Source organism: Geobacillus sp. WSUCF-018B (assembly GCF_002809985.1).
Lineage (GTDB): Bacteria > Bacillota > Bacilli > Bacillales > Anoxybacillaceae > Geobacillus > Geobacillus thermophilus.
The window spans coordinates 1-18,708 of the sequence record NZ_PIJF01000033.1; the positions used below are offsets into that span (position 1 = coordinate 1).

General features: G+C 53.4%; 23 protein-coding genes. 5 read left to right on the plus strand and 18 right to left on the minus strand.

The window, feature by feature from the left end; translation table 11 throughout:
- Nucleotides 1–147: 147 nt before the first annotated feature.
- The gene (locus CV944_RS10710; RefSeq protein WP_011231177.1) at nt 148–411 is read right to left on the minus strand and encodes a hypothetical protein; all 264 of its coding nucleotides are present in this window, start codon (nt 409–411) and stop codon (nt 148–150) included.
- A 30-nt stretch (nt 412–441) separates the two neighbouring features.
- Nucleotides 442–708 (minus strand): hypothetical protein, encoded by a 267-nt coding sequence (locus CV944_RS10715; RefSeq protein WP_100664161.1) that lies wholly within the window; start codon nt 706–708, stop codon nt 442–444.
- A 153-nt stretch (nt 709–861) separates the two neighbouring features.
- On the opposite strand from CV944_RS10715, the gene CV944_RS10720 reads away from it, so the two are divergent.
- The 3 genes from CV944_RS10720 to CV944_RS17965 all read left to right on the plus strand — a co-directional run bounded on the left by CV944_RS10720 (nt 862) and on the right by CV944_RS17965 (nt 1,626).
- Nucleotides 862–1,068, plus strand: a complete 207-nt coding sequence (locus tag CV944_RS10720) for a hypothetical protein (RefSeq protein WP_011231175.1) — start codon at nt 862–864, stop codon at nt 1,066–1,068.
- 154 nt (nt 1,069–1,222) lie between these two features.
- On the plus strand, nt 1,223–1,522 hold the full coding sequence (locus CV944_RS10725) for a trehalase family glycosidase (RefSeq protein WP_233204995.1): 300 nt from the start codon (nt 1,223–1,225) through the stop codon (nt 1,520–1,522).
- Entirely contained in the window at nt 1,519–1,626 is a 108-nt protein-coding gene (locus tag CV944_RS17965; protein WP_369806434.1) for a hypothetical protein, read from the plus strand. The genes CV944_RS10725 and CV944_RS17965 overlap by 4 nt, the downstream gene beginning before the upstream one ends.
- A gap of 35 nt (nt 1,627–1,661) precedes the next feature.
- On the opposite strand, the gene CV944_RS10730 is transcribed toward CV944_RS17965, so the two are convergent.
- The 4 genes from CV944_RS10730 to chrA form a co-directional block, all read right to left on the minus strand.
- A complete protein-coding gene (locus CV944_RS10730) occupies nt 1,662–2,447 on the minus strand; it encodes an ABC transporter ATP-binding protein (RefSeq protein ID WP_100664162.1) in 786 nt (261 codons plus the stop codon).
- Nucleotides 2,444–3,523, minus strand: a complete 1,080-nt coding sequence (locus CV944_RS10735; RefSeq protein WP_304441678.1) for a nitric oxide synthase oxygenase — start codon at nt 3,521–3,523, stop codon at nt 2,444–2,446. Before CV944_RS10735 ends, CV944_RS10730 begins: the two co-directional genes overlap by 4 nt.
- A gap of 358 nt (nt 3,524–3,881) precedes the next feature.
- The gene (locus tag CV944_RS10740; protein WP_025039061.1) at nt 3,882–5,999 is read right to left on the minus strand and encodes a YhgE/Pip domain-containing protein; all 2,118 of its coding nucleotides are present in this window, start codon (nt 5,997–5,999) and stop codon (nt 3,882–3,884) included.
- A 314-nt stretch (nt 6,000–6,313) separates the two neighbouring features.
- Nucleotides 6,314–7,513 carry a chromate efflux transporter gene (gene chrA / locus CV944_RS10745; RefSeq protein WP_100664164.1) on the minus strand — a complete coding sequence of 400 codons (1,200 nt, stop codon included), beginning with the start codon at nt 7,511–7,513 and terminating at the stop codon, nt 6,314–6,316.
- Between the two features lie 72 nt (nt 7,514–7,585).
- Here chrA and CV944_RS10750 point away from each other — a divergent pair, with 72 nt between their 5' ends.
- Nucleotides 7,586–8,089 (plus strand): QueT transporter family protein, encoded by a 504-nt coding sequence (locus tag CV944_RS10750; RefSeq protein WP_100664165.1) that lies wholly within the window; start codon nt 7,586–7,588, stop codon nt 8,087–8,089.
- A 111-nt stretch (nt 8,090–8,200) separates the two neighbouring features.
- On the opposite strand, the gene CV944_RS10755 is transcribed toward CV944_RS10750, so the two are convergent.
- Nucleotides 8,201–8,458 carry a hypothetical protein gene (locus tag CV944_RS10755; RefSeq protein ID WP_100664166.1) on the minus strand — a complete coding sequence of 86 codons (258 nt, stop codon included), beginning with the start codon at nt 8,456–8,458 and terminating at the stop codon, nt 8,201–8,203.
- A complete protein-coding gene (locus CV944_RS10760) occupies nt 8,455–9,456 on the minus strand; it encodes a DMT family transporter (protein WP_100664167.1) in 1,002 nt (333 codons plus the stop codon). The genes CV944_RS10755 and CV944_RS10760 overlap by 4 nt, the downstream gene beginning before the upstream one ends.
- A gap of 293 nt (nt 9,457–9,749) precedes the next feature.
- Between CV944_RS10760 and CV944_RS10765 the strand changes: the two genes are divergently transcribed.
- Nucleotides 9,750–10,193 (plus strand): OsmC family protein, encoded by a 444-nt coding sequence (locus CV944_RS10765; RefSeq protein WP_031409611.1) that lies wholly within the window; start codon nt 9,750–9,752, stop codon nt 10,191–10,193.
- 178 nt (nt 10,194–10,371) lie between these two features.
- Here CV944_RS10765 and CV944_RS10770 read toward each other — a convergent pair whose 3' ends face one another.
- The 10 genes from CV944_RS10770 to fabG form a co-directional block, all read right to left on the minus strand.
- The gene (locus CV944_RS10770) at nt 10,372–11,592 is read right to left on the minus strand and encodes an ABC transporter substrate-binding protein (RefSeq protein WP_033011509.1); all 1,221 of its coding nucleotides are present in this window, start codon (nt 11,590–11,592) and stop codon (nt 10,372–10,374) included.
- A gap of 125 nt (nt 11,593–11,717) precedes the next feature.
- On the minus strand, nt 11,718–12,425 hold the full coding sequence (locus CV944_RS10775) for an ABC transporter ATP-binding protein (RefSeq protein WP_100664168.1): 708 nt from the start codon (nt 12,423–12,425) through the stop codon (nt 11,718–11,720).
- Nucleotides 12,418–13,182, minus strand: a complete 765-nt coding sequence (locus CV944_RS10780; RefSeq protein ID WP_100664169.1) for an ABC transporter ATP-binding protein — start codon at nt 13,180–13,182, stop codon at nt 12,418–12,420. Before CV944_RS10780 ends, CV944_RS10775 begins: the two co-directional genes overlap by 8 nt.
- A gap of 2 nt (nt 13,183–13,184) precedes the next feature.
- Entirely contained in the window at nt 13,185–14,222 is a 1,038-nt protein-coding gene (locus tag CV944_RS10785) for a branched-chain amino acid ABC transporter permease (protein ID WP_100664170.1), read from the minus strand.
- Nucleotides 14,222–15,085 carry a branched-chain amino acid ABC transporter permease gene (locus CV944_RS10790; protein ID WP_033011519.1) on the minus strand — a complete coding sequence of 288 codons (864 nt, stop codon included), beginning with the start codon at nt 15,083–15,085 and terminating at the stop codon, nt 14,222–14,224. The genes CV944_RS10785 and CV944_RS10790 overlap by 1 nt, the downstream gene beginning before the upstream one ends.
- Nucleotides 15,086–15,139: 54 nt before the next feature.
- Nucleotides 15,140–15,766 carry a TetR/AcrR family transcriptional regulator gene (locus tag CV944_RS10795; protein WP_063330191.1) on the minus strand — a complete coding sequence of 209 codons (627 nt, stop codon included), beginning with the start codon at nt 15,764–15,766 and terminating at the stop codon, nt 15,140–15,142.
- A gap of 20 nt (nt 15,767–15,786) precedes the next feature.
- The gene (locus tag CV944_RS10800; RefSeq protein WP_100664171.1) at nt 15,787–16,956 is read right to left on the minus strand and encodes a thiolase family protein; all 1,170 of its coding nucleotides are present in this window, start codon (nt 16,954–16,956) and stop codon (nt 15,787–15,789) included.
- Nucleotides 16,957–17,050: 94 nt separating this feature from the next.
- Nucleotides 17,051–17,455, minus strand: a complete 405-nt coding sequence (locus CV944_RS10805; RefSeq protein WP_015374784.1) for a MaoC family dehydratase — start codon at nt 17,453–17,455, stop codon at nt 17,051–17,053.
- On the minus strand, nt 17,452–17,901 hold the full coding sequence (locus CV944_RS10810; RefSeq protein WP_100664172.1) for a MaoC family dehydratase N-terminal domain-containing protein: 450 nt from the start codon (nt 17,899–17,901) through the stop codon (nt 17,452–17,454). The genes CV944_RS10805 and CV944_RS10810 overlap by 4 nt, the downstream gene beginning before the upstream one ends.
- A gap of 12 nt (nt 17,902–17,913) precedes the next feature.
- The gene (fabG, locus tag CV944_RS10815; RefSeq protein WP_047818345.1) at nt 17,914–18,678 is read right to left on the minus strand and encodes a 3-oxoacyl-ACP reductase FabG; all 765 of its coding nucleotides are present in this window, start codon (nt 18,676–18,678) and stop codon (nt 17,914–17,916) included.
- Nucleotides 18,679–18,708: the final 30 nt, after the last annotated feature.

Consider the following 18,708-nt stretch of genomic DNA (forward strand, 5'->3'; position numbering starts at 1 on the left):
GAACAGAGTCGGAATTTTGTTCCGTTTGGTAAAATATACAAAAACCAGAGAGGGCTGACTCCAAAAGTCCGCTTTTTGGCGGACTTTTGGGTCAGCCCCGTTCATTCATCGATGAGGTCAGCGGCGCTGCCGGCGGTTCGGCCTTCATCAGCTCCCCTGTCCTGAAATTTGGAAAAAGAACGATCGACACACGGAATCCAATGACTGCAACCGCTCGATCAGCCCCTGCAAATCGCACGTATGGAGCGTATCGCTCAGTTCGCGGCCTTCCTCCGTCACCAAGTACAAGTGAATTTCCATGCATCCGTCCCAGCGGACGTTGGCGTCAAGCCAGCCATCTTCGCTCTCAAGCTCCAGCCCCACCGTCTCCCCTTGGTCATTTTCGTGTTTTGTTTTGATGACCCATACCATCCTTCGTTCCGCCCTTTCCTGTTCGCCGCCTCACTCTTGTTGTTCCGCTCCGATTCCTGACACCGGGGAGCCAGTGGACGTATGTTCATTCACCCAACGGAGTGCCGCGTCCACCACTGCATCGGCGTCAGAAAGCTGGGTGCGGTGCTCAATGATCCAATTGAGCCCGTCTTGCGGATCAAGGTCATGTTGTAAACATTCCACCAAAAATGATTGGACATATGCCGCATCGCTCCGCTCCCACGCTCCGCACTGGCGGCGCCAAATCGCTTCGATCGCATCTTTCCCGAACTGCATTGAGTTCCTTCCCTCCTGTTGCCCATATTGTCATCCATAGTATGCCTACAACAGATGACAGGGCTCCACAAAAGAAATTGGCGGGAAAGGATTTGATTTCCATTTATACGGCCTCCATCAATGGCCATACTGAGAATATGGAGGTGTTGATTCATGAGAGAGCCTTGGGAAGAACGCGGCGCCACTTCCAGCCTGCCGCGCTATACCCCGGGAATTGGCGTTCCCGATGAAATGAGCCCGATTCGCGACATCGCCCGCGGTTTTGAAAACGGTCGGCCGCCGGTCATGGAAGTCACGCCAGCTGACAGCCGCCAAACGGCGGATGATATTGATTTTCCGCCGGTTGACCGCGCGTTTTGAAAAAGTGGCAACAAGGGCGTCCTTGTTCGGTGGCCCTTGTTGCTCGGCTTCCGTTTTCTTCCTCTGCCATCGCCGTGCACTCGATTGGCGGCATGACCGGGTCGTTTTGGCCATATACATAGCCATATAGACCATTCCCATGGAGGGACAGCCGTTGCCGATTGAGCTTCCGGACATCACGGTCATTTGCCCGGATCCAGCCGTAGAGCATGTGTTTTCTTCCATTCACCAACGGTGGGAACAATTGGTCAAAACAAGCTCGCCTTACTCCAAAGGAGAACTGTTTTCCCTTCCGTTTCCATACGTCGTTCCCGGCGGGGTGTACCAGCAGCTCTTTTACTGGGACAGCTATTTCATTATATTGGGACTGAACATTTCAAGGCTGCACGAACTCGCCCGCAACATCGTCAGGAAACTGGCAACATGTACGAAAAATATAATGTGGTCGACATGAGCATCCACACCATCGGCCGCTACCCTTCGCAAAAAGGGTTCGGCTGGACCAATGCGGTCTATCAAAAAATAGCGGTTGACCTTCTTGGGTGCACGGTATGTTGAGGCAGTCGGCCTAGGAACGGCTGCCAACGGCCGCCCTACCGATGGACGGACACCCATGGCCGGCCGTCTTCCCAATGAACGCGGATCGGAAGGCGAAACGCTTCTGAAAGCCGCTCGTCGGTTAACACTTCCTCTTTTTGGCCAGCCGCAAGGATGCGCCCGTCTTGCAAAAGCAAGACATGGGTAATGGAGTCGACGATTTCTTCGATATAATGGGTGACGTATAAGAGATGGCACGGCTGAGTGACGATCTGTCCGATCAATGCTAAAATTTCTTCGCGGGCCAATAAGTCAAGGCCGACAGTCGGCTCGTCCAAGATCAGCAGCTTCGGATTCGTCATCAGCGCCCGGGCGATCAACGTTTTTCGCTTTTCCCCTTGTGACAGCGTCGCATACCGTTTTCCTTTGATGGCTTCGAGGCGGAACGATTCGATGAACGATTCCGCCCTAGCCCAGTCATCGTCGGTAACAGCATCATACAGGCCAATCGTCGCAAACTTGCCGCTGAGGATGACATCTTCAACCGTCTCGGTTTGCAGCGTGTCGTGAAATTGATCAAGGAGCGAGCTGCTCACAAACCCAATATGACGTCGCAACTCCGGCAGACTCGCCTGTCCAAACCGATAGCCCAATACTTCAACATCCCCGCGCGTCGGGTACTGATAGCCGGTGACGATATTGAGAAGCGATGTTTTCCCGGAGCCGTTTAGGCCAAGAATCGCCCATTGCTCGCCTTCTTTCACCTCCCAGTTGATATCACGCAAAATCATGCGCCCTCCCCTTGCCCATGACACATCGCGCATGCGGATGATGACGGTCATTGTTCCTCTCCCCTTTGTTGTTCGTATGGACGGTCCTGATAGAAAAAGTTGGGCAACATGGTCGTGTTGTCATACGTTCGGTGAAAAATGTGCGTTGTCGCCGGAGAAAGAGGCGGAATCAGCCATGTCCAATCGCCGGTGACATGGCGGCCGGCTGCTTTCTCTTGCTGTTCAAACAACTGAAATTGGCGCGCGGCGGTATGATGGTCAACGATGCTGACGCCCGCCTTTTTGTAGGAATACAAAACAGCGATATTCAATTCGACCAACGCCTTGTCTTTCCATAATGATGCGTTGGAGTTGGTGTCAAGCCCCATGCAAGAGGCCACTTTCGGAAGCATGTTGTAGCGATAATCATCGGCAAAATTGCGGGCTCCAATCTCCGTACCCATGTACCACCCGTTAAACGGTGCTGCCATATAGCGAATGCCGCCAATTTCTAGACACATATCTGAAATAATCGGGACCGCGTACCATTTTAACTGCAGATCGCGAAACCACGGAAACTCCGGATGTTCAATTGGCACCTCAAGCACCAATTCTTTCGGAACCGGTGTCCAAACAGGCTTCTGGCTGCCTACCTGGATCACCAAGGGCAACACGTCAAAAGGCGTTTTTTCCCCCTTCCACCCAAGCTGTTCACAGGCGCGGGTGAAAGTGAGGGAGGATGAGTCGCCGATGATCCCTTCTTCGGTTTCATAACCGGCATAACGAATCAGTTGATGATTCCAAATGCGCACTTCCCCATTTGGACGGAAGATCGTGATCGTCGGCCGGATTTTCCCGCCATTGGTCGCAAACTCAATATGATGGAATAGATAAGAAAAAACCTCGTCTACGGTAACCGCCTCTCTCGCATCAATGACATAGAGCGATTGCCAAAACAAGCGGCCGATGCAACGGTTGCTATGACGCCAAGCCATCTTAGCCCCATAGCTTAACTCTTCGTACGTATGGCTGTATGTGCCGGTTTGTTCCACTTCCCAACGGATTTCGTTCAACCGCCGCTTCATTTCTTGCTCACTTTTTCCAAGCTCCCGATAGCTTATCGTGATAAACTGTTCTGCTTTTTTCATCAACTGCACATCATGCTGTCTGACCCTTGTTTGATTCATATCACTCTCGATGTTTACCATATATGCTTCTTTTTCCTCCACTTTCGATCGATTGGACTCTTCGCAGTCATTCCAATTCCAATCAAGAAACAAATTCCCCCGATCCACCACATTTGCTCGATAAACATCGAAATCGCCAAAAAAAGGAATGCAACACCAAGCAGTCGACGGATCGACACAATTCTCTCCCCTTTTCCCCGCCATTCGTTCTCTCATCTCGCAAAACGAGAAGCATGCATCCTACGGGGCCATTGAACAGGAAGCAACGCTCTCGTCCTTATTGTAGCAGATGCTTCCAAAAGAAAATAGAGCAAATGTTTCAATGAAACAACCCGCTTAGGGCGGCTTTCTCTTTCAGCACGCGCATCCATGGGCTTAACGGGCCTTTCAACACAAGCCCGGCCAAAAGGGCGGAAACGGCAAACAAGAGAAGCCGCTTGACATCATGCTCAACATTTTCCCATACGATCCCGCCGACTGCCTCGCGCATGACATCAATGGCGTAGGTAAACGGCAGCCAAGGGTTTAATTGCTGAAAGAACGGAGGAATCAGCTCAATCGGATACGTGCCTCCCGCTCCGGCAATTTGCAAGACGAGCAACACAATCGCCATCGCTTTTCCCACATTGCCGAACAAGGAAACAAGCGAAAAAACCACCGCCATAAAGACAAAGCTGCACAAAAGGCCGAACGTCATGAACCATCCCGGCTCACGGACGAAAATATTCGGCAAGATGAAAGCCGCTCCAGCCGTCACGACCATCGCCTGCAAAGCATTCAGCGTCCAAAAGGTCAACAACCGTCCGGCATATCTTTCCCGCTCATTCGCTTCCGAAAACGAAGAAGGATCGGTCGACAAGACGGAAACAAGCAACAAACATCCTACCCATATGGCCAGCACCGTGTAAAATGGATTCATGCCTGAACCATAGTTCGGCAGCGGGAAAAGGCGGAACGTTTTGACGTCAATCGGGTGGGCCAAAAAGGCGCCTTTCGCCTGTGGATCTTGTTTCAACAAGCGAATCAGTTCGTCGATGTTGGTTTCTCTTTTGATTTTCGATAGGAAGGCGGCCAGCTCGCGGACCTGGCGGGAGAGAAATGGATATTGAGCCTGTGCGGTCTTTAGCGCTTGTTGCGCGGCCGCTAAATCACGATCTGTGTTTGACAACCATTGCTCTGCCTCATTTAACGCTTGATCCATGCGAAGAAGCGTTTGTTTCGCTTGTCGCACCTGTTCCCCTGTTTGATTCCATTTTGCCCGCAGCATAGGCAGCAGCCGTTGGCGATATGCTTGATCAAGTTGCTGCGCCTGTGCGTCCAATAAGGCCATTTGTTCACGCAGGTGAGTGATCTTCCCTTCGACGCCTGTTGGATGTTGTTTCACTAGCGCCGCTGTTTCTTGAATAGACGCTAGCGTCTGCTCGATACGGCTGATGGTGCGCTGCACAGGTTGAAGCGAAGAGGAATCAATCGTCCCCTCCCATGTTCTCAACGTTCGGCGCAATTGCTGAACCAATGGGCTCGCGTCTGTTGCAGCCTGTTGGATGAGAGTCGCCCAACGCGCTTGCTTTTCCGGTGTATCGAGGGACTGTGGCATCTGCTCCGCAACGGAATAGAGTACATGAACCACCATTTCCACCGGCTTTTCCCATAAGTGCGATGAAGCATTGACTTGCATGAACAACTTCTCAACGCGGCCTGTCCATTCTAAACCGCGCCGCACCGTTGCTCTGGCAGCCGGCAGAAGCTCGCGGCCTGTACGAACTAGTGATCTTGCCTCTCCCACATCGCGATCTAGGGCTTTCAATTGTCGTTGAATCGTTGGCAATTCGTTTTCCAAACGAAACACAAACGCTTCAACGCGGCGAATGGTGGGAAGCTGCTGTTCGAGCGTCACTCCCGCTTGGTGGAACAAGGAAAACAATGCGGTATTGACCACCCTCACAAACTCATCGCTGACTCGCGCTGACAATGTACTTGCTCCGCGCTCCGTGATTTTGGGAGCGATGGCGTTCCGTTTGTCGTTTTCATAATAGTAAATAACCGCCCTTTTCGGACGTTTCTGCACTACAGTGGCTAATTTAGCCGAGAAATCAGCCGGAATGACGATCGTCGCAAAGTAGTCTCCCCTCCGAACGCCTTCCATTCCTTTTTTCCGCGTGACAAATCGCCATCCCAACTGGTGGTTGTTTTTTAAGGTCTTGACGATCTCATCGCCGGCGCGAAACCGGTGACCGGTCAACTCCGCCCCTCGGTCTTCGTTCACGACGCCGACCGGTAAATCCTCTGTATGGGCATAAGGGTCAATCGAAGCCTCTACATTGATCCAAGCGTAAAGCGATGGAAGAACGATCAGACCGAGAGCCAATATGGATGCGGCCCAGTTGGTCGTGAGATGTTTCAAATCGCTCATATAAATGCGCCATGCCTGTTTCACTTTGATCCGCTTCCTTTCAAGTCGATCATGCTGTTGTTAGTATGAGCGGATCACGGAAAACTAAACCAACTTGGCCGGTCCTGTAGTTCATTTGCGAAAAAAAAGCCAGCTTGCGGCGCAGATCGCACTCGGCCCCTTGTTGTCTGGTTTGACCTCCCTCCTGCTATTGTGACCATCCATTTTCTCATAGCGTTTCTCTTGGCTGGCGCTGCTGCTGATCGAACTGTACGTCTATTTGCATTTGCCGTCCATTGCAGGGGCAAAGCAGAAAGCGCCGTTGTCCATTGGACGGTAACGAATGGTGTTTGGCGCGATCAGCCGAGCCAAGCGCGCAGCCCTCCGCCGACAAACGAAACAAGAACAACCGCCCACGCCGGCCACTTCCAAATGGCAAGGAGAAGAAAAGCGCCGAGGACAAATGCTAGATCAACCGGTCCTTTCACCGCTTGCGTCCAAATCGGATCGTACAGAGCCGCGAGCAAAATCCCGACGACAGCGGCGTTCATGCCGGCAAGCGCCGCTTGGAAGCGCGGCTGATGGCGAAGCCAGTGCCAAAACGGAAACGCGCCAAGAACGAGCAAAAAGGATGGAAGAAAAATGGCTGTGGTAGCCACTAGCGCTCCCTTCCAGCCCAACGCCGCCATTCCAATATACGCGGCAAACGTAAACAGCGGCCCCGGAACGGCTTGGGCAGCGCTGTAGCCGGCTAAAAATTGATCGGCGGTGACCCACCCTTGCGGCACCACTTCCGCTTCCAAAAGCGGCAGCACGACATGCCCGCCGCCAAACACGAGTGCCCCGGCGCGGTAAAAGCTGTCAAACAGCGCCCAAAGTGGTGAAGAAACCCAAGCGCGAACAAGCGGCAGCGCAACAAGCAACACGGCAAACAAGGAAAGCAACGTCAAACCGGTGGAACGACGAATAAAAGGAGGGATGCCCACCAAAGACGGTTCGAGTGTTTTTCGCCGTCCGATCGCGCCGATGGCCCCTGCGATGACAATCACCGTCACTTGGCTCCATGCCCCCGGCATGAGAAGCACGGCGATCGCCGCTGCGACCGCAAGCGTTGCCTCAAGGCGGCCGGCAGCGAATTTGCGCGCCATCTCCCATACCGCCTGAGCGACGACCGCGACAGCCGCCAACAGCAAGCCGTGCATCCAGCCCGCCTCTCCCAAAGAAGCATGTTGCAGCCAGACGGCAACCAAACTAAGCGCAACCGCCGACGGCAATGTAAACCCAAGCCAAGCCGCCAGCGCCCCCCAGACGCCGGCGCGCATCAGTCCGATGCCGATGCCGACCTGGCTGCTTGCCGGACCAGGGAGAAATTGGCATAAAGCGACCAAATCGGCATACGTTTTCTCGTCAATCCATTTCTTTCGTTTGACGTATTCTTCGTAAAAATAGCCAAGATGGGCCACCGGTCCGCCAAATGACGTCAAGCCGAGGCGAAGCGCCGTAATTGCGACCTCCCAGACGGAACCGTATCGGTCTGCTGCTTGTTTCTTTGCAGCCATGGATCCCGCTCCTTTCGTTCACGAGAGTGTCATGCTACAATCATATCATCATGCACGAGAGGAGAGAATACCATGAACGTTCGAACGATGGCGACAAACGGTTTGATCGCCGCCGTGTATATCGCCGTGACGGCGTTCATCCAGCCGTTTGGCTTTACGAACATTCAGTTTCGCGTCTCAGAAATGTTAAACCACCTAGTCGTATTCCGCCGAACATACGCCGTGGGCATCGTGCTCGGCGTCTTTTTGGCCAATTTGTTTTTCTCGCCGATTGTCGCGTATGATCTTGTATTCGGCGTCGGCCAGTCGGTGCTGGCGCTTCTCATCACGATTGTTTCCATGCGTTATGTCGAGAACATTTGGGCGCGTATGGCGATCAATACGTTGTCGTTTACCGTGACCATGGCCATCATCGCCTTTGAACTAAAGCTCGCGCTCGGCTTTCCGTTTTGGCTCACATGGCTGACGACGGCCATTGGCGAGTTTGTTGTCATGGCGATCGGCGCACCGATCATGTATGCGGTTGGCCGCCGCTTAGCGCCGGAGCTGTTCAATTCCGCCCATCAAGGCCGTTAGCAGCCCCCTTGCGCCTCAGGCAGGGGGCTCGCTTCATTCGAAAGGCGCATTCCTCGTAGGCCCGCAAGGAAAGCCTTGATCAACCGTACGGGCTTTCCATATCCATTTTGATTACGGCATCGAACGAACAGCCCATTCAATGACCAGCGACATCACAGCAAGCAAGATGACTCCCGCCGTCGTGATCTTCAGCGCCCCTCGCCATCTTGGCGATAGGCCCCGCCCCGCCCGAAGAACAGCAAGGCCGACTGCGATTCCGCCCACCCACATGCAAAGACCCACCGGGGTGACAAGCTGACGCCAATCGCTGATCCAATAGTAGATGACGAACGTCTGGCAGGCAAGCAGGATGCACACGATGATTCTCATCGTTCTCCCCCTATGCGCTTGAGACGCCGAGCTGTTGAAATCGGCAGCGACGGGTGTTTGACCGTCCTTGTCGATTCGAAACTATGCCAGCAAATCCCGATGATGATGACGGCCAAACCAACGAACGCCCATCCGTTTGGAAGCGGAGCGGACAAGAACAGCGCTTCGCCGATGACGGCAAACATGACTTCCGCGGACTGCGTCGCTTCCACAGCGGCCAGTTTCCGTTCGTTCCCTTTTGCCCGATCGGTCGCGATAAAAAACAACGTCGTCGCAATGACCCCGGAACTCATGGCCACGATGAACGACTGCATCGTTTGCCCCGCCGACGGCACCCCTGATGTCAGCCAGCCCATCAACGCGACAATCAGCCAAAACGGCAGACTGGCCATCGTCATCCCCCATACGCGTTGAAACGCATCAAGGCGCCCGGCGCAATGTTCGATCATTTTCCGATTGCCAAGCGGATACGCAAACGCGGCAATCAGTACAGGAAAGACCCCCAACACGATTTCATTCCATGCGAGATGGCCTGCTTGCTGGAACTGGATCAGAACGACGCCGAACAAAATCAAAAGCGAAATGAAGAGCGCCCGCTTTTCAATCGGACGGCGCACGGACATCGTTCCGTTTTGCGTTTCAATGATTTTCGTAAACAGCGGGCTAAGCAGAACGCCAGCCACAATCGTGCACTGCCATGTCCCAGCCACAAGCCACCCCGGCCCGTAGGCAGCCGCGTAGGTGAGCGGCGCGTAAAACAAGCCGAACCCGACCGTCCCCCAGGTGATCCATGTCCACGGATGGCATTTCATGTCATGCCAAACCGGACCGAGGTTGCGGCGTGCCAAAAGAATGGCAAACAACAGCGGAACCATAAAGAAAAAACGAAGCGACGAACTCCACGCCCAGCTTCCACCCGCCAGCTCCATTGAGCGGTTCAATATGAATGTAACAGCAAAGAAGAATGAGGCGGCAAGGCCGAGGGCCATCTCGCGCATCGCCGGTCTCTCCCCTTGTTTGATTGTATTCGCTAGGTGGCGGAATAACTTTATTTTATCGCACGATTGGAAATTTTTCTATTTGTTTTGTTGATTATTTAGAACATAGTTTTATTAGATGAGTATTAAGAGAGAACCCAACCGAAAGTGGTTGCACCGAGCGACAATCCGATCAACACTGTATTCATTCTTCTTTCTGTCACCTCCATTTTCTTTAATTCTTACTTGTCAAATAGGTATTTATGTATTATTCTTAATTTATCCACTATTCCTATTTGTCAGGAGGTTTTTTCATGCCTAAACTCACCTTTTCCTCTGATGTCAAATGGTCTGGCGAAGGAGTACGCTCAGTGGCTGACATTAACGGCAAGCAAGTCATCATTGACGAACCCCCAGCCTTGGGAGGCACTGATCAGGGACCGAATCCCGTAGAGCTGGTCCTAGCTGCACTGGGCGGTTGCATCAATGTACTGGTCTCTCTGTTTGCCAGCCATCACGGGGTCGAACTGAAAGGAGTCCAAGTACACGTAGAAGGGGATTTAGATCCCGATGGCTTTATGGAGAAAGCGGACGTTCGGCCTGGATTCTTAGAAATTCGCTACCATATTGATATTGACTCTCCTTCCGATCCAAAAAACGTCCAAGCCTTGATTGAACACGTTGAACGTGTCTGCCCGGTCAAAGACACCCTAAGGGGCGTACCCACAGTACCTATAATGAATCAAAAAACGTCATAATGTGGAAATGGAAAAGGCTGTCTGGAAAAGTCGCGTGATGACCTTTTCAGACAGCCTCTGTATGGCTTATCCCTATGCCGCTCCATCTACGGGATGCGCGTTTCAGGGCTCATGCAAAGAGCAGTCCCATTGAAAGCCCGATGATCGGATTCCTCTGCTTGTCAATCTGCATGGTGTATTATTGTTTTATTAACTCAATGGGCACAACTTTTCCATTTTCCACCGCGGCCACAACGATTTCTGATTCAAAGCCGCCATCATCGCCGACGCTTGGAACGACGTATACTTGCTTTTCTTTCGGAATGTTTTTCAGCCCTTCGTTCAAATGCTCGCGGATGGCCATCGGATCATCAACCGTCCCAGCGGCTTTCATAGCCTCAACAAACGCGTAAAGAGCCAAGTAGTTATACCCGGATTCCGAACTCGCCTCGGCATTGAATTTCGTCCGATATTTTTCCGCAAACTCCGGAGCCCCTGGTTGGTCGGAGTGAATAAGCGGCATGACGCCGATTGAGCCTTCCAGTATCTCATAAGAACCGATCGTCCGTTGCATTTCATCGAGCTTCGCCTGATCCATAATGATAAAACCGCCTTTAAAGCCAAGTTCACGCGCTTGTTTCGCCACTTTCGCCGTCGGTTCCGACGGTCCGCCGATAAACAGCACGTCCGGTTTTTCTTTCAATGCGTTCGTCACGATGGTAAAGAAGTCAGTGTCTTTCGTAAAATCAATCGACGATTTGTAGACGACTTCCCCGCCTTGCTTTTCCCAGTACGGCAACAATTTTTCCGTCCAGTCTTTCCCGTATTGCGTCGCCGTCGGCAGAGCGGCCAGTTTCTTGCCGAAACGCTTCATGGCATAATCAGTAAAGGTCGGGATGTAGCCGTCATAGCGCGGCGGAATGCGCACGGTCAGCTTGTTGCCGGTCTGCGTAATTTTCGGTTCGCTTGTGTATGCCGCGATGATGAAATTGTCCGTTTGATTGAACACTTGCAGCGCCATCACACCGCCGCTGTGTGGAGTAAAAATAATAGGCGTCTGATGCTCCTGAACGAGACGTTTGGCGTTCGCCGCTGTTTCGTTCGGCAAATATTTGTCATCCAATGACACGATATTGAGCTTGTATGTTTTGCCGTTCACTTCAAATCCACCGCTGTTATTGATTTCTTCCGCCGCCATTTTTACGCCGTTTAACGTCCGCTCCCCGTAATAGGCGGCCGGACCGCTTAACGGACCGCTGTATCCGATGTTGACTGTGCCCGTTTCACCGCCGCCTCCGCCTCCATTATTGTTGTTTCCGGTGCTTGCGTTGTTGTTAGTTGTTGAGCTGTTGCAGGCAGCCAGCATCAACATCATGATCGCTGCCATCATCGCCAAGATGGACCATTTTCTTTTTTTCATTACTACTCCCCCTATTGATGATTTATTATTTAGAATATTTAGATAATATTCAGCGCGCCCGTTATTCACCTCCTTTCAGTGCCATCTCTTCTCCTTGCTTTCGTTGCTGAAGAAGATGGAGTCGATTATCCGCCAATGTACGCCTTGCGGACATCGTCGTTGGCGAGCAGTTCCTCCGCTGTTCCTGAAGCAACGATCGTTCCATTTTCAAACACATAGCCGTGATGAGCGATGGACAACGCCGCATGGGCGTTTTGTTCGGCGAGCAAAATCGTCGTCCCCTCTTGATTGATTTGTTTAATCGTGGCAAACATTTGCTCGACAATGAGCGGAGCGAGTCCAACCGACGGTTCATCAAGCAAGAGCACCGCGGGACGCGACATTAAGGCGCGGCCGATGGCGAGCATTTGCTGCTGGCCGCCGCTTAGCGATCCGGCCGGCTCATTGCGCTTTTCCCGCAGGATGGGAAATAATTCATATACGTGTTCCAACGATCGGCGGATGCCATCTTTATCCTTTCGATGAACGTAAGCGCCCATCAGCAAATTTTCGTATACGCTCATGCGCGGAAACAGTTTGCGCCCTTCCGCGCATTGCACGACGCCGCGCCCGACGATGCGATCAGGCGGAAGTGAGTCGATGCGCTCACCGTTGAGGCGGATTTCCCCTTGCACAGGTTTGTGCAGTCCGCTGATCGTGCGGAACAATGTACTTTTTCCTGCTCCATTGGCACCGAGCAAAACCGCAATCTCTCCTCGCTTGACGGAAAACGTCACATCGCGAATGGCGGCAAAACTCCCATAGCGGACCGATACGTTCGCAACTTCAAGCAATGGCGCTCCCTCCTAAGTACGCTTGAATGACCGCCTCGTTGTTTTTCACTTCCTCCGGCGTTCCTTCTGCAATTTTCTCTCCATAGTTCAACACCATAATGCGGTCAGCGATTTTCATAATCATCGACATTTTATGTTCAATGAGACAAACTGTCAGGCCGCCCTTGACCATTTTGACAATCAGCTCTTCCAACCCTTCCGTTTCGTCCGGGTTGACGCCGGCAGCCGGCTCGTCAAGCAGGACGAGTTCCGGATCGGTCGCCAAGGCGAGCGCAAACGCCACCCGCTTCTTCTGCTCCTGCGACAGGTTAGCAACGAGCCGATCCGCCACATGGGTTAGACCGACAAAGTCAAGCACTTCCATCGCCTTTTCTTTGCATGCCTGTTCCTCGCGGCGGTGCCGTTTCGTGCGCAAAATGGCATCAAATAAGTTGGATGATGTGCGGAGACGATGGCCGATGATGACGTTGTCAATCACCGTCGCCTGTTCAAACAAGTGAGTCGTTTGAAACGTGCGGGCGATGCCGAGCTTCGCCCGTTCGTTTGCCGGCAGGCGGGTAATATCGCGCCCTTTGAACGTAATCGTCCCTGACGTCGGCCGGTGCAAGCCGCTGATTAAATTGAAAAACGTCGATTTGCCGGCTCCGTTTGGGCCGATGATGGCGTTGATCTTCCCTTGCTCGACGGAAAAGGTGACATCGTTGACCGCCAGAAGCCCGCCAAACCGCTTCGTCAACCGTTCAACGTGCAAAAGCATCGTTATCCCTCCTCTGCGTGCCGCTCGCCTCGTCCTTGGCTCGAGACGGCCAGTTCCGCAGCAACTCGGTTCGCTTCTGGATCGAGACGGCGCGCTTCTTCACGCTTTGCTTTCAAACGGATGACCCCCCCGGCAATGCCATGAGGGTAAAAGATGATGAGCAACGTCAGCACCGGACCGAAAATCAACATCCGGTAATCTTGCAAAAACTGCAATTGTTGGGACAGAAACGTAATCAGCAACGTCCCGACGACCGGACCGGCAAGCGTGCCAATCCCACCGACAAGCAAGTACGTTAAAAAGTCAAACATGACGGTGACGTATGCGATATCCGGGCCGAGAAAGCGAATGAATGACGCATACAGCGCTCCGGCGAGCGATGTAAAAAAGACGGAGAGAACAAACGAGGCGAGTTTGTTTTTCATCGTCGAGATGCCAAGCGTCAACGCGAGCTCCTCACTGTTGCGAATGGCGATGTACGTCCGTCCGGTCAACGAATAGACAAGGCGGTACATGGTGAAGATGACCGCAACCAAGAAGCATAACACCAAATAATATTGGGCGACGGGCGTTTGAAACGAGAGCGGACCGATGTCAGCCGGCGCCGGGATGCCGATGAACCCGCGCACTCCGCCGGTCAAGCTGTCCCATTTATCAATCACTAAATAAATGATATACCCGACACATAGCGTATAAATGGCGAAAAAGTGCTCTTTCGTCCGCAGCGCAACAAGCCCGATGACGGCCCCAAGCAACGTGGTGAACAAACAAGCAAGCACGAAAGCCAACCAAAACGGCACGCCGGCTTTCACCGTCAAAATGCCAAGCGCATACGCGCCAATCGCAAAAAACCCGGCGTGGGCAAGCGACAAATAACCAGTATAGCCAGCAAATAAGTTCAACCCGTAAACGGCGATCATCCAAATAAAGGAGATCGTCATCATGTGCAAGTAATAGCCGTTGGTCACAAGCAGTGGGAAGGCGAGTGCCAACGCCGCGAGAACAGCAAGCCATAGGCGCCGTTTTTCCAAAATGGCCATCAACGTCCCTCCTTGGCAAACAGTCCGTTCGGTTTGACCGTTAAAATGATGACGAGGATGGCAAAAGCGATAATGTCTTTGTAGTCGTTCGACACATACGTCGCTCCCAAGCTTTCGCTGAATCCCAAAATATAGCCGCCGACAATGGCGCCTGGAATGCTTCCCATGCCGCCGAGAATGATGATGACAAACGCTTTCAAGATGACAAGATGGCCCATGCCGGGAAACACGAGGTTGATCGGCGAAGCGAGCGAGGCGGCGAGCGCAGCCAGGCTGCCGGAGAGGAAAAACGTCAGCATGGCGACTTTATTCGTGTTAATGCCGACCAAATTCGCCCCTTCGCGGTTTTGCGCCATCGCGATGATCGAAGCGCCAATGAACGTCTTTTTCAAGAAGAGGTAAAGCAAGATCATGATGATGACAGCGGATGCGATGATGAGGATGCGTTGAATGGTCAATGTGAATCCGAACACCGTGACGACATCGCCATACGGGGTCGGCATCGTCTGATAGTCCGCCCCCCAGACAAACTGGGCAAACGCTTCCAAAAAGAGCAAGATGCCGATCGCCGCGATTTTATCATGGAGCGGCGGCGCATTGCGAAGCGGATAAAACACGAGCCGCTCCATCAAGACGCCAAGCAGCCCGACCGCCGCCATCGATGCGACGATCGCGATCCCATACGGCATCCCGAGCTTCGTCATAGCCATCAATGTAACATAACCCCCCATCATATATAACGCGCCGTGGGCGAAGTTTGGAATGTGCAAAATGCCGTAAACAAGCGTCAACCCTAACGCCACGAGGCTGTAAACGCTTCCAACAGTCAGCCCGTTTAACAGCTGTTGGATGAATAGCTCCATCCCGATCCCCCTTTTTGTGTGCCATTTGGCCAGACCATCAAAGCGGCCGATCTTTCATTCGGTCTGACCGCCCGAATTGCCTGGCTCCTCCTCATTTCGACCGCTTTCTCCAGCTCTTGGCGCCTTTATGCCGTGCAAAATGAAATCAACGAAAATATCCGTCAGTTCTTCTTCAGAGATGCCTTCGTCAGGCCGGAACCAATAATAGCTCCAGTTGGTGATGCCGAGCAGGCCGAACGTAATCATTTCTGCATGAAGCGACGCCTTGAACTCGCCGCGCGCCATTCCGTCCCGAATAAGCTGTTCATACCGCTTGCGAAACAACCGCCGCTTGGCGCGGATCTCCTCCAAGTGGCCATCAGCCAAATGCCGCATTTCGCGGAAGAAAATGCGGGCGCTTTTCTTCCGTGTGCGGATATTGCAGATGATCATATGGACGATGGCCCGCAATTTCTCCGTGCAGCTTTTCTCAAGATCTTGGACAATGCAAGCTTGCTGCCGAAGCAAATCGTCCAGATAGGAAACGCAAATATCACATAGCAACTCCTCTTTGCTTTTGTAATAGTAGTAAAAGGCTCCCTTCGTTGCCCCGATCGCTTCGACGATTTCCTGCACCGACGTTTCTTTGAATCCTTTGCGTTCGAACAACTCTATGGCCACTTCCCTTAATCTTTCTTTCATCCTCCACGGTCTCCAATGCATCATTCTCTCTCAATGATGGTCGCAATCCCTTGGCCGCCGCCGATGCACGCCGTAATCAGCGCATACTTCCCGCTGCGGCGTTTCAATTCATACACCGCTTTTGTGATCAAAATCGCCCCGGTCGCGCCAAGCGGATGGCCGTGGGCAATGGCGCCGCCGTTTATGTTCACTTTTTCCGGATCCATTTCAAGCTCGCGGTCGCAGGCGATCACTTGCGCGGCAAACGCTTCGTTGATTTCGATGATGTCCATCTCATCAAGCGTCAACCCCGCTTTTTCCAACACTTTTCTTGTCGCCGGCACCGGACCGATGCCCATGATGTTCGGGTCGACCCCGGCGACCGCATGGGCGCGGATGACGGCAAGCGGCTTTACGCCAAGCTCCTCTGCTTTTTCCCGCGACATGATGACGAGCGCGGAGGCGGCATCGTTCAGTCCCGAGCTGTTTCCGGCTGTCACCGTTCCGCCTTCCAAAAATGCCGGCGGCAGCTTCGACAGCGCTTCCATCGTCGTGTTCGGGCGCGGATGTTCATCCGTATCGAAGACGAACGGCTCGCCTTTTTTCACCGGAACGGTGATCGGCACGATTTGTTCGTCAAACCGCCCTTCCTGCATGGCGCGCGCCATGCGCTGTTGGCTGCGCAAGGCAAACGCGTCTTGTTCTTCACGGCTGATGCCGTACTTTTTCGCCAAATTCTCCGCCGTAATGCCCATCGGCGGGTCGCCAATCTCTTTTGGCGACAGCTGCGACTTGCGGAAGCTTGGTAGTGTTGAGCTGTACGGTTTTTCCGGGCGGTCCATCAAATACGGTGCGCGGCTCATGCTTTCCACACCGCCGGCGATATAGACGTCCCCGTCGCCGGCCCAAATGGCCTGCGCCGCCAACGCCACAGCGTTAATGCCCGAACCGCATTGGCGGTCAACGGTCAAACCTGTCAACTCTAGAGATAAGCCGGTTTGCAGCGCCGTCAGCCGGGCGATGTTGCCGCCGCCGCTTAGGACGTTGCCCATGATGACATCATCAACGTGCTCCGGGCCGATGTTCGCCCGCCGCATCGCTTCTTTGATCACTTCCGCACCGTAAATATGCGCCGGCAACGTCGCCAAAGCGCCTCCTTGGCGGGCAATGGCCGTCCGTACGGCCGACACAATGACGGCATCCCGTTTCATCGTCATTCCCCCTTGTTCGTTGTGAACACATCCCCGCAAACGGGCTGGCCCCTCGCCCCGCTTACGGCTTCAGCTTTGGGGCCGCCCGTCTTTTTCACTCGTAAAGCGCAAAGACCGCTTCACCTTTGACGACTTCTTTGCCATGCTGATTGACGGCCGCGACGTCAAACCGAATCGTCTTGTCGCCTTTTTCCTTCACCGTTGCCTTTAAGGTGATGATATCATTTAAAAACACCATCGATTGAAAGCGGACAAAATAGTCCTGTACGAACCCTTCTTCGTAATACGGCGTAAACAGCTTGGCCAAGTTCCCCATCGTCCACATGCCGTGGGCGATAATGCCTGGAAGCCCTGCCTTTTTCGCCTCGTCGTCGATCGTATGGATCGGATTGTAGTCGCCTGATGCGCCGGCGTATTTGATTAAATCGAGCCGGGACACCGGTGCGAGCGTTACTTCGGGAAGCGACTCTCCGACTTGCCATTTGCGGATGCTCGTCATACGCTCATCGCCTTTCTAACCGCCTCGTTGATCATGATCGTCGAGGTGGAAGTGAAAATGAGATTTCCGTCAGCGTCCTCGCCGTTGTTGGCGATGACCAAAAAGCCGAGCAGGCCCATGCTGCTTTGTTTTTCGTAATAATCTTTCACTTCCGCATAGCAGTACAGTTCTTCACCGACAAACAGCGGACGCTCATAATGGAAGCGCTGCTCGCCGTGAATGAGCCCTTTGGCCGGCAATTTCAATCCTTCAATGACGCCGTAGTCAAACACGCGCGGAAACGTCGGCGGGGCGATGTTGCGCCCGTAGCGCGACCGCTTCCCCGTCTCCTCATCCCAATAAATCGGATGAGGGTCGCCGATCGCCTCCGCAAACTTTTTCACCGCTCCGTGTTCAACGGTGTTTTTCACTTTCGTCGACCGTTTTCCGATGTCATGCTGGTACATCCCCGTCCCCCCTTAACATTTCGGGCCGCCGGCCACATACAGCACTTGGCCGTTGACAAACGACGACCGTTCGTCGGCGAAAAACGCGACTGCATGGGCGATGTCTTCCGGACGGCCGCTGCGTCCGACCGGGATGTTGGCGACGCTCGCCTGAATGAGCTGCTCAAACGAAATGCCAAGCCGCTCAGCGGTTGCCTTTGTCATATCGGTTTCAATGAATCCTGGAGCGATGGCGTTCGTCGTAATGCCGAACTTGCCGAGCTCGATCGCCAACGTTTTCGTAAACCCTTGAATGCCGGCTTTCGCCGCCGAATAGTTCGCCTGGCCGCGGTTTCCGAGCGCGGAGGTCGACGAAATGTTGATGATGCGCCCGTACCCTTTTTCGACCATATATTTTTGCGCGGCGCGGGCGCAATAAAACGCCCCTTTCAAATGAACGTCCATGACCGTTTGCCAGTCGTCGTCCGTCATTTTAAAGAGCAAGTTGTCGCGGATGACGCCGGCGTTGTTGACAAGAATATCAAGCGAGCCGAACCGGTCGACGACCTCTTGCATCGTCGTTTCCACTTGTTCGCGGTCGGTGACGCTCGCCACTTTGGCGTACACGTCATACCCTTTCTCCCGCAGCTCGGCAGCCGTCGCTTCAAGCGCTTCTTCATTTAAATCGATGAATGCCACTTTCGCCCCTTCTTCCGCGAAGCGGGTGACGATCGCCTTGCCGATGCCGCGGCTTCCTCCGGTCACAAACGCCACTCTTCCTGCAAACCGTTGGCTCATCGTGTTCTCCTCCCTTTCGATAACGCTTTC

Coding starts and splice junctions, on each gene's coding strand:
- CV944_RS10710 (WP_011231177.1), bottom strand. CDS start 411: ATGGTATGGGTCATCAAAACAAAACACGAAAATGACCAAGGGGAGACG.
- CV944_RS10715 (WP_100664161.1), bottom strand. CDS start 708: ATGCAGTTCGGGAAAGATGCGATCGAAGCGATTTGGCGCCGCCAGTGC.
- CV944_RS10720 (WP_011231175.1), top strand. CDS start 862: ATGAGAGAGCCTTGGGAAGAACGCGGCGCCACTTCCAGCCTGCCGCGC.
- CV944_RS17965 (WP_369806434.1), top strand. CDS start 1,519: ATGAGCATCCACACCATCGGCCGCTACCCTTCGCAAAAAGGGTTCGGC.
- CV944_RS10730 (WP_100664162.1), bottom strand. CDS start 2,447: ATGACCGTCATCATCCGCATGCGCGATGTGTCATGGGCAAGGGGAGGG.
- CV944_RS10735 (WP_304441678.1), bottom strand. CDS start 3,523: ATGAAAAAAGCAGAACAGTTTATCACGATAAGCTATCGGGAGCTTGGA.
- chrA (WP_100664164.1), bottom strand. CDS start 7,513: ATGGCTGCAAAGAAACAAGCAGCAGACCGATACGGTTCCGTCTGGGAG.
- CV944_RS10750 (WP_100664165.1), top strand. CDS start 7,586: ATGAACGTTCGAACGATGGCGACAAACGGTTTGATCGCCGCCGTGTAT.
- CV944_RS10755 (WP_100664166.1), bottom strand. CDS start 8,458: ATGAGAATCATCGTGTGCATCCTGCTTGCCTGCCAGACGTTCGTCATC.
- CV944_RS10760 (WP_100664167.1), bottom strand. CDS start 9,456: ATGCGCGAGATGGCCCTCGGCCTTGCCGCCTCATTCTTCTTTGCTGTT.
- CV944_RS10765 (WP_031409611.1), top strand. CDS start 9,750: ATGCCTAAACTCACCTTTTCCTCTGATGTCAAATGGTCTGGCGAAGGA.
- CV944_RS10770 (WP_033011509.1), bottom strand. CDS start 11,592: ATGAAAAAAAGAAAATGGTCCATCTTGGCGATGATGGCAGCGATCATG.
- CV944_RS10780 (WP_100664169.1), bottom strand. CDS start 13,182: ATGCTTTTGCACGTTGAACGGTTGACGAAGCGGTTTGGCGGGCTTCTG.
- CV944_RS10785 (WP_100664170.1), bottom strand. CDS start 14,222: ATGGCCATTTTGGAAAAACGGCGCCTATGGCTTGCTGTTCTCGCGGCG.
- CV944_RS10790 (WP_033011519.1), bottom strand. CDS start 15,085: ATGGAGCTATTCATCCAACAGCTGTTAAACGGGCTGACTGTTGGAAGC.
- CV944_RS10795 (WP_063330191.1), bottom strand. CDS start 15,766: ATGAAAGAAAGATTAAGGGAAGTGGCCATAGAGTTGTTCGAACGCAAA.
- CV944_RS10800 (WP_100664171.1), bottom strand. CDS start 16,956: ATGAAACGGGATGCCGTCATTGTGTCGGCCGTACGGACGGCCATTGCC.
- CV944_RS10805 (WP_015374784.1), bottom strand. CDS start 17,455: ATGACGAGCATCCGCAAATGGCAAGTCGGAGAGTCGCTTCCCGAAGTA.
- CV944_RS10810 (WP_100664172.1), bottom strand. CDS start 17,901: ATGTACCAGCATGACATCGGAAAACGGTCGACGAAAGTGAAAAACACC.
- fabG (WP_047818345.1), bottom strand. CDS start 18,678: ATGAGCCAACGGTTTGCAGGAAGAGTGGCGTTTGTGACCGGAGGAAGC.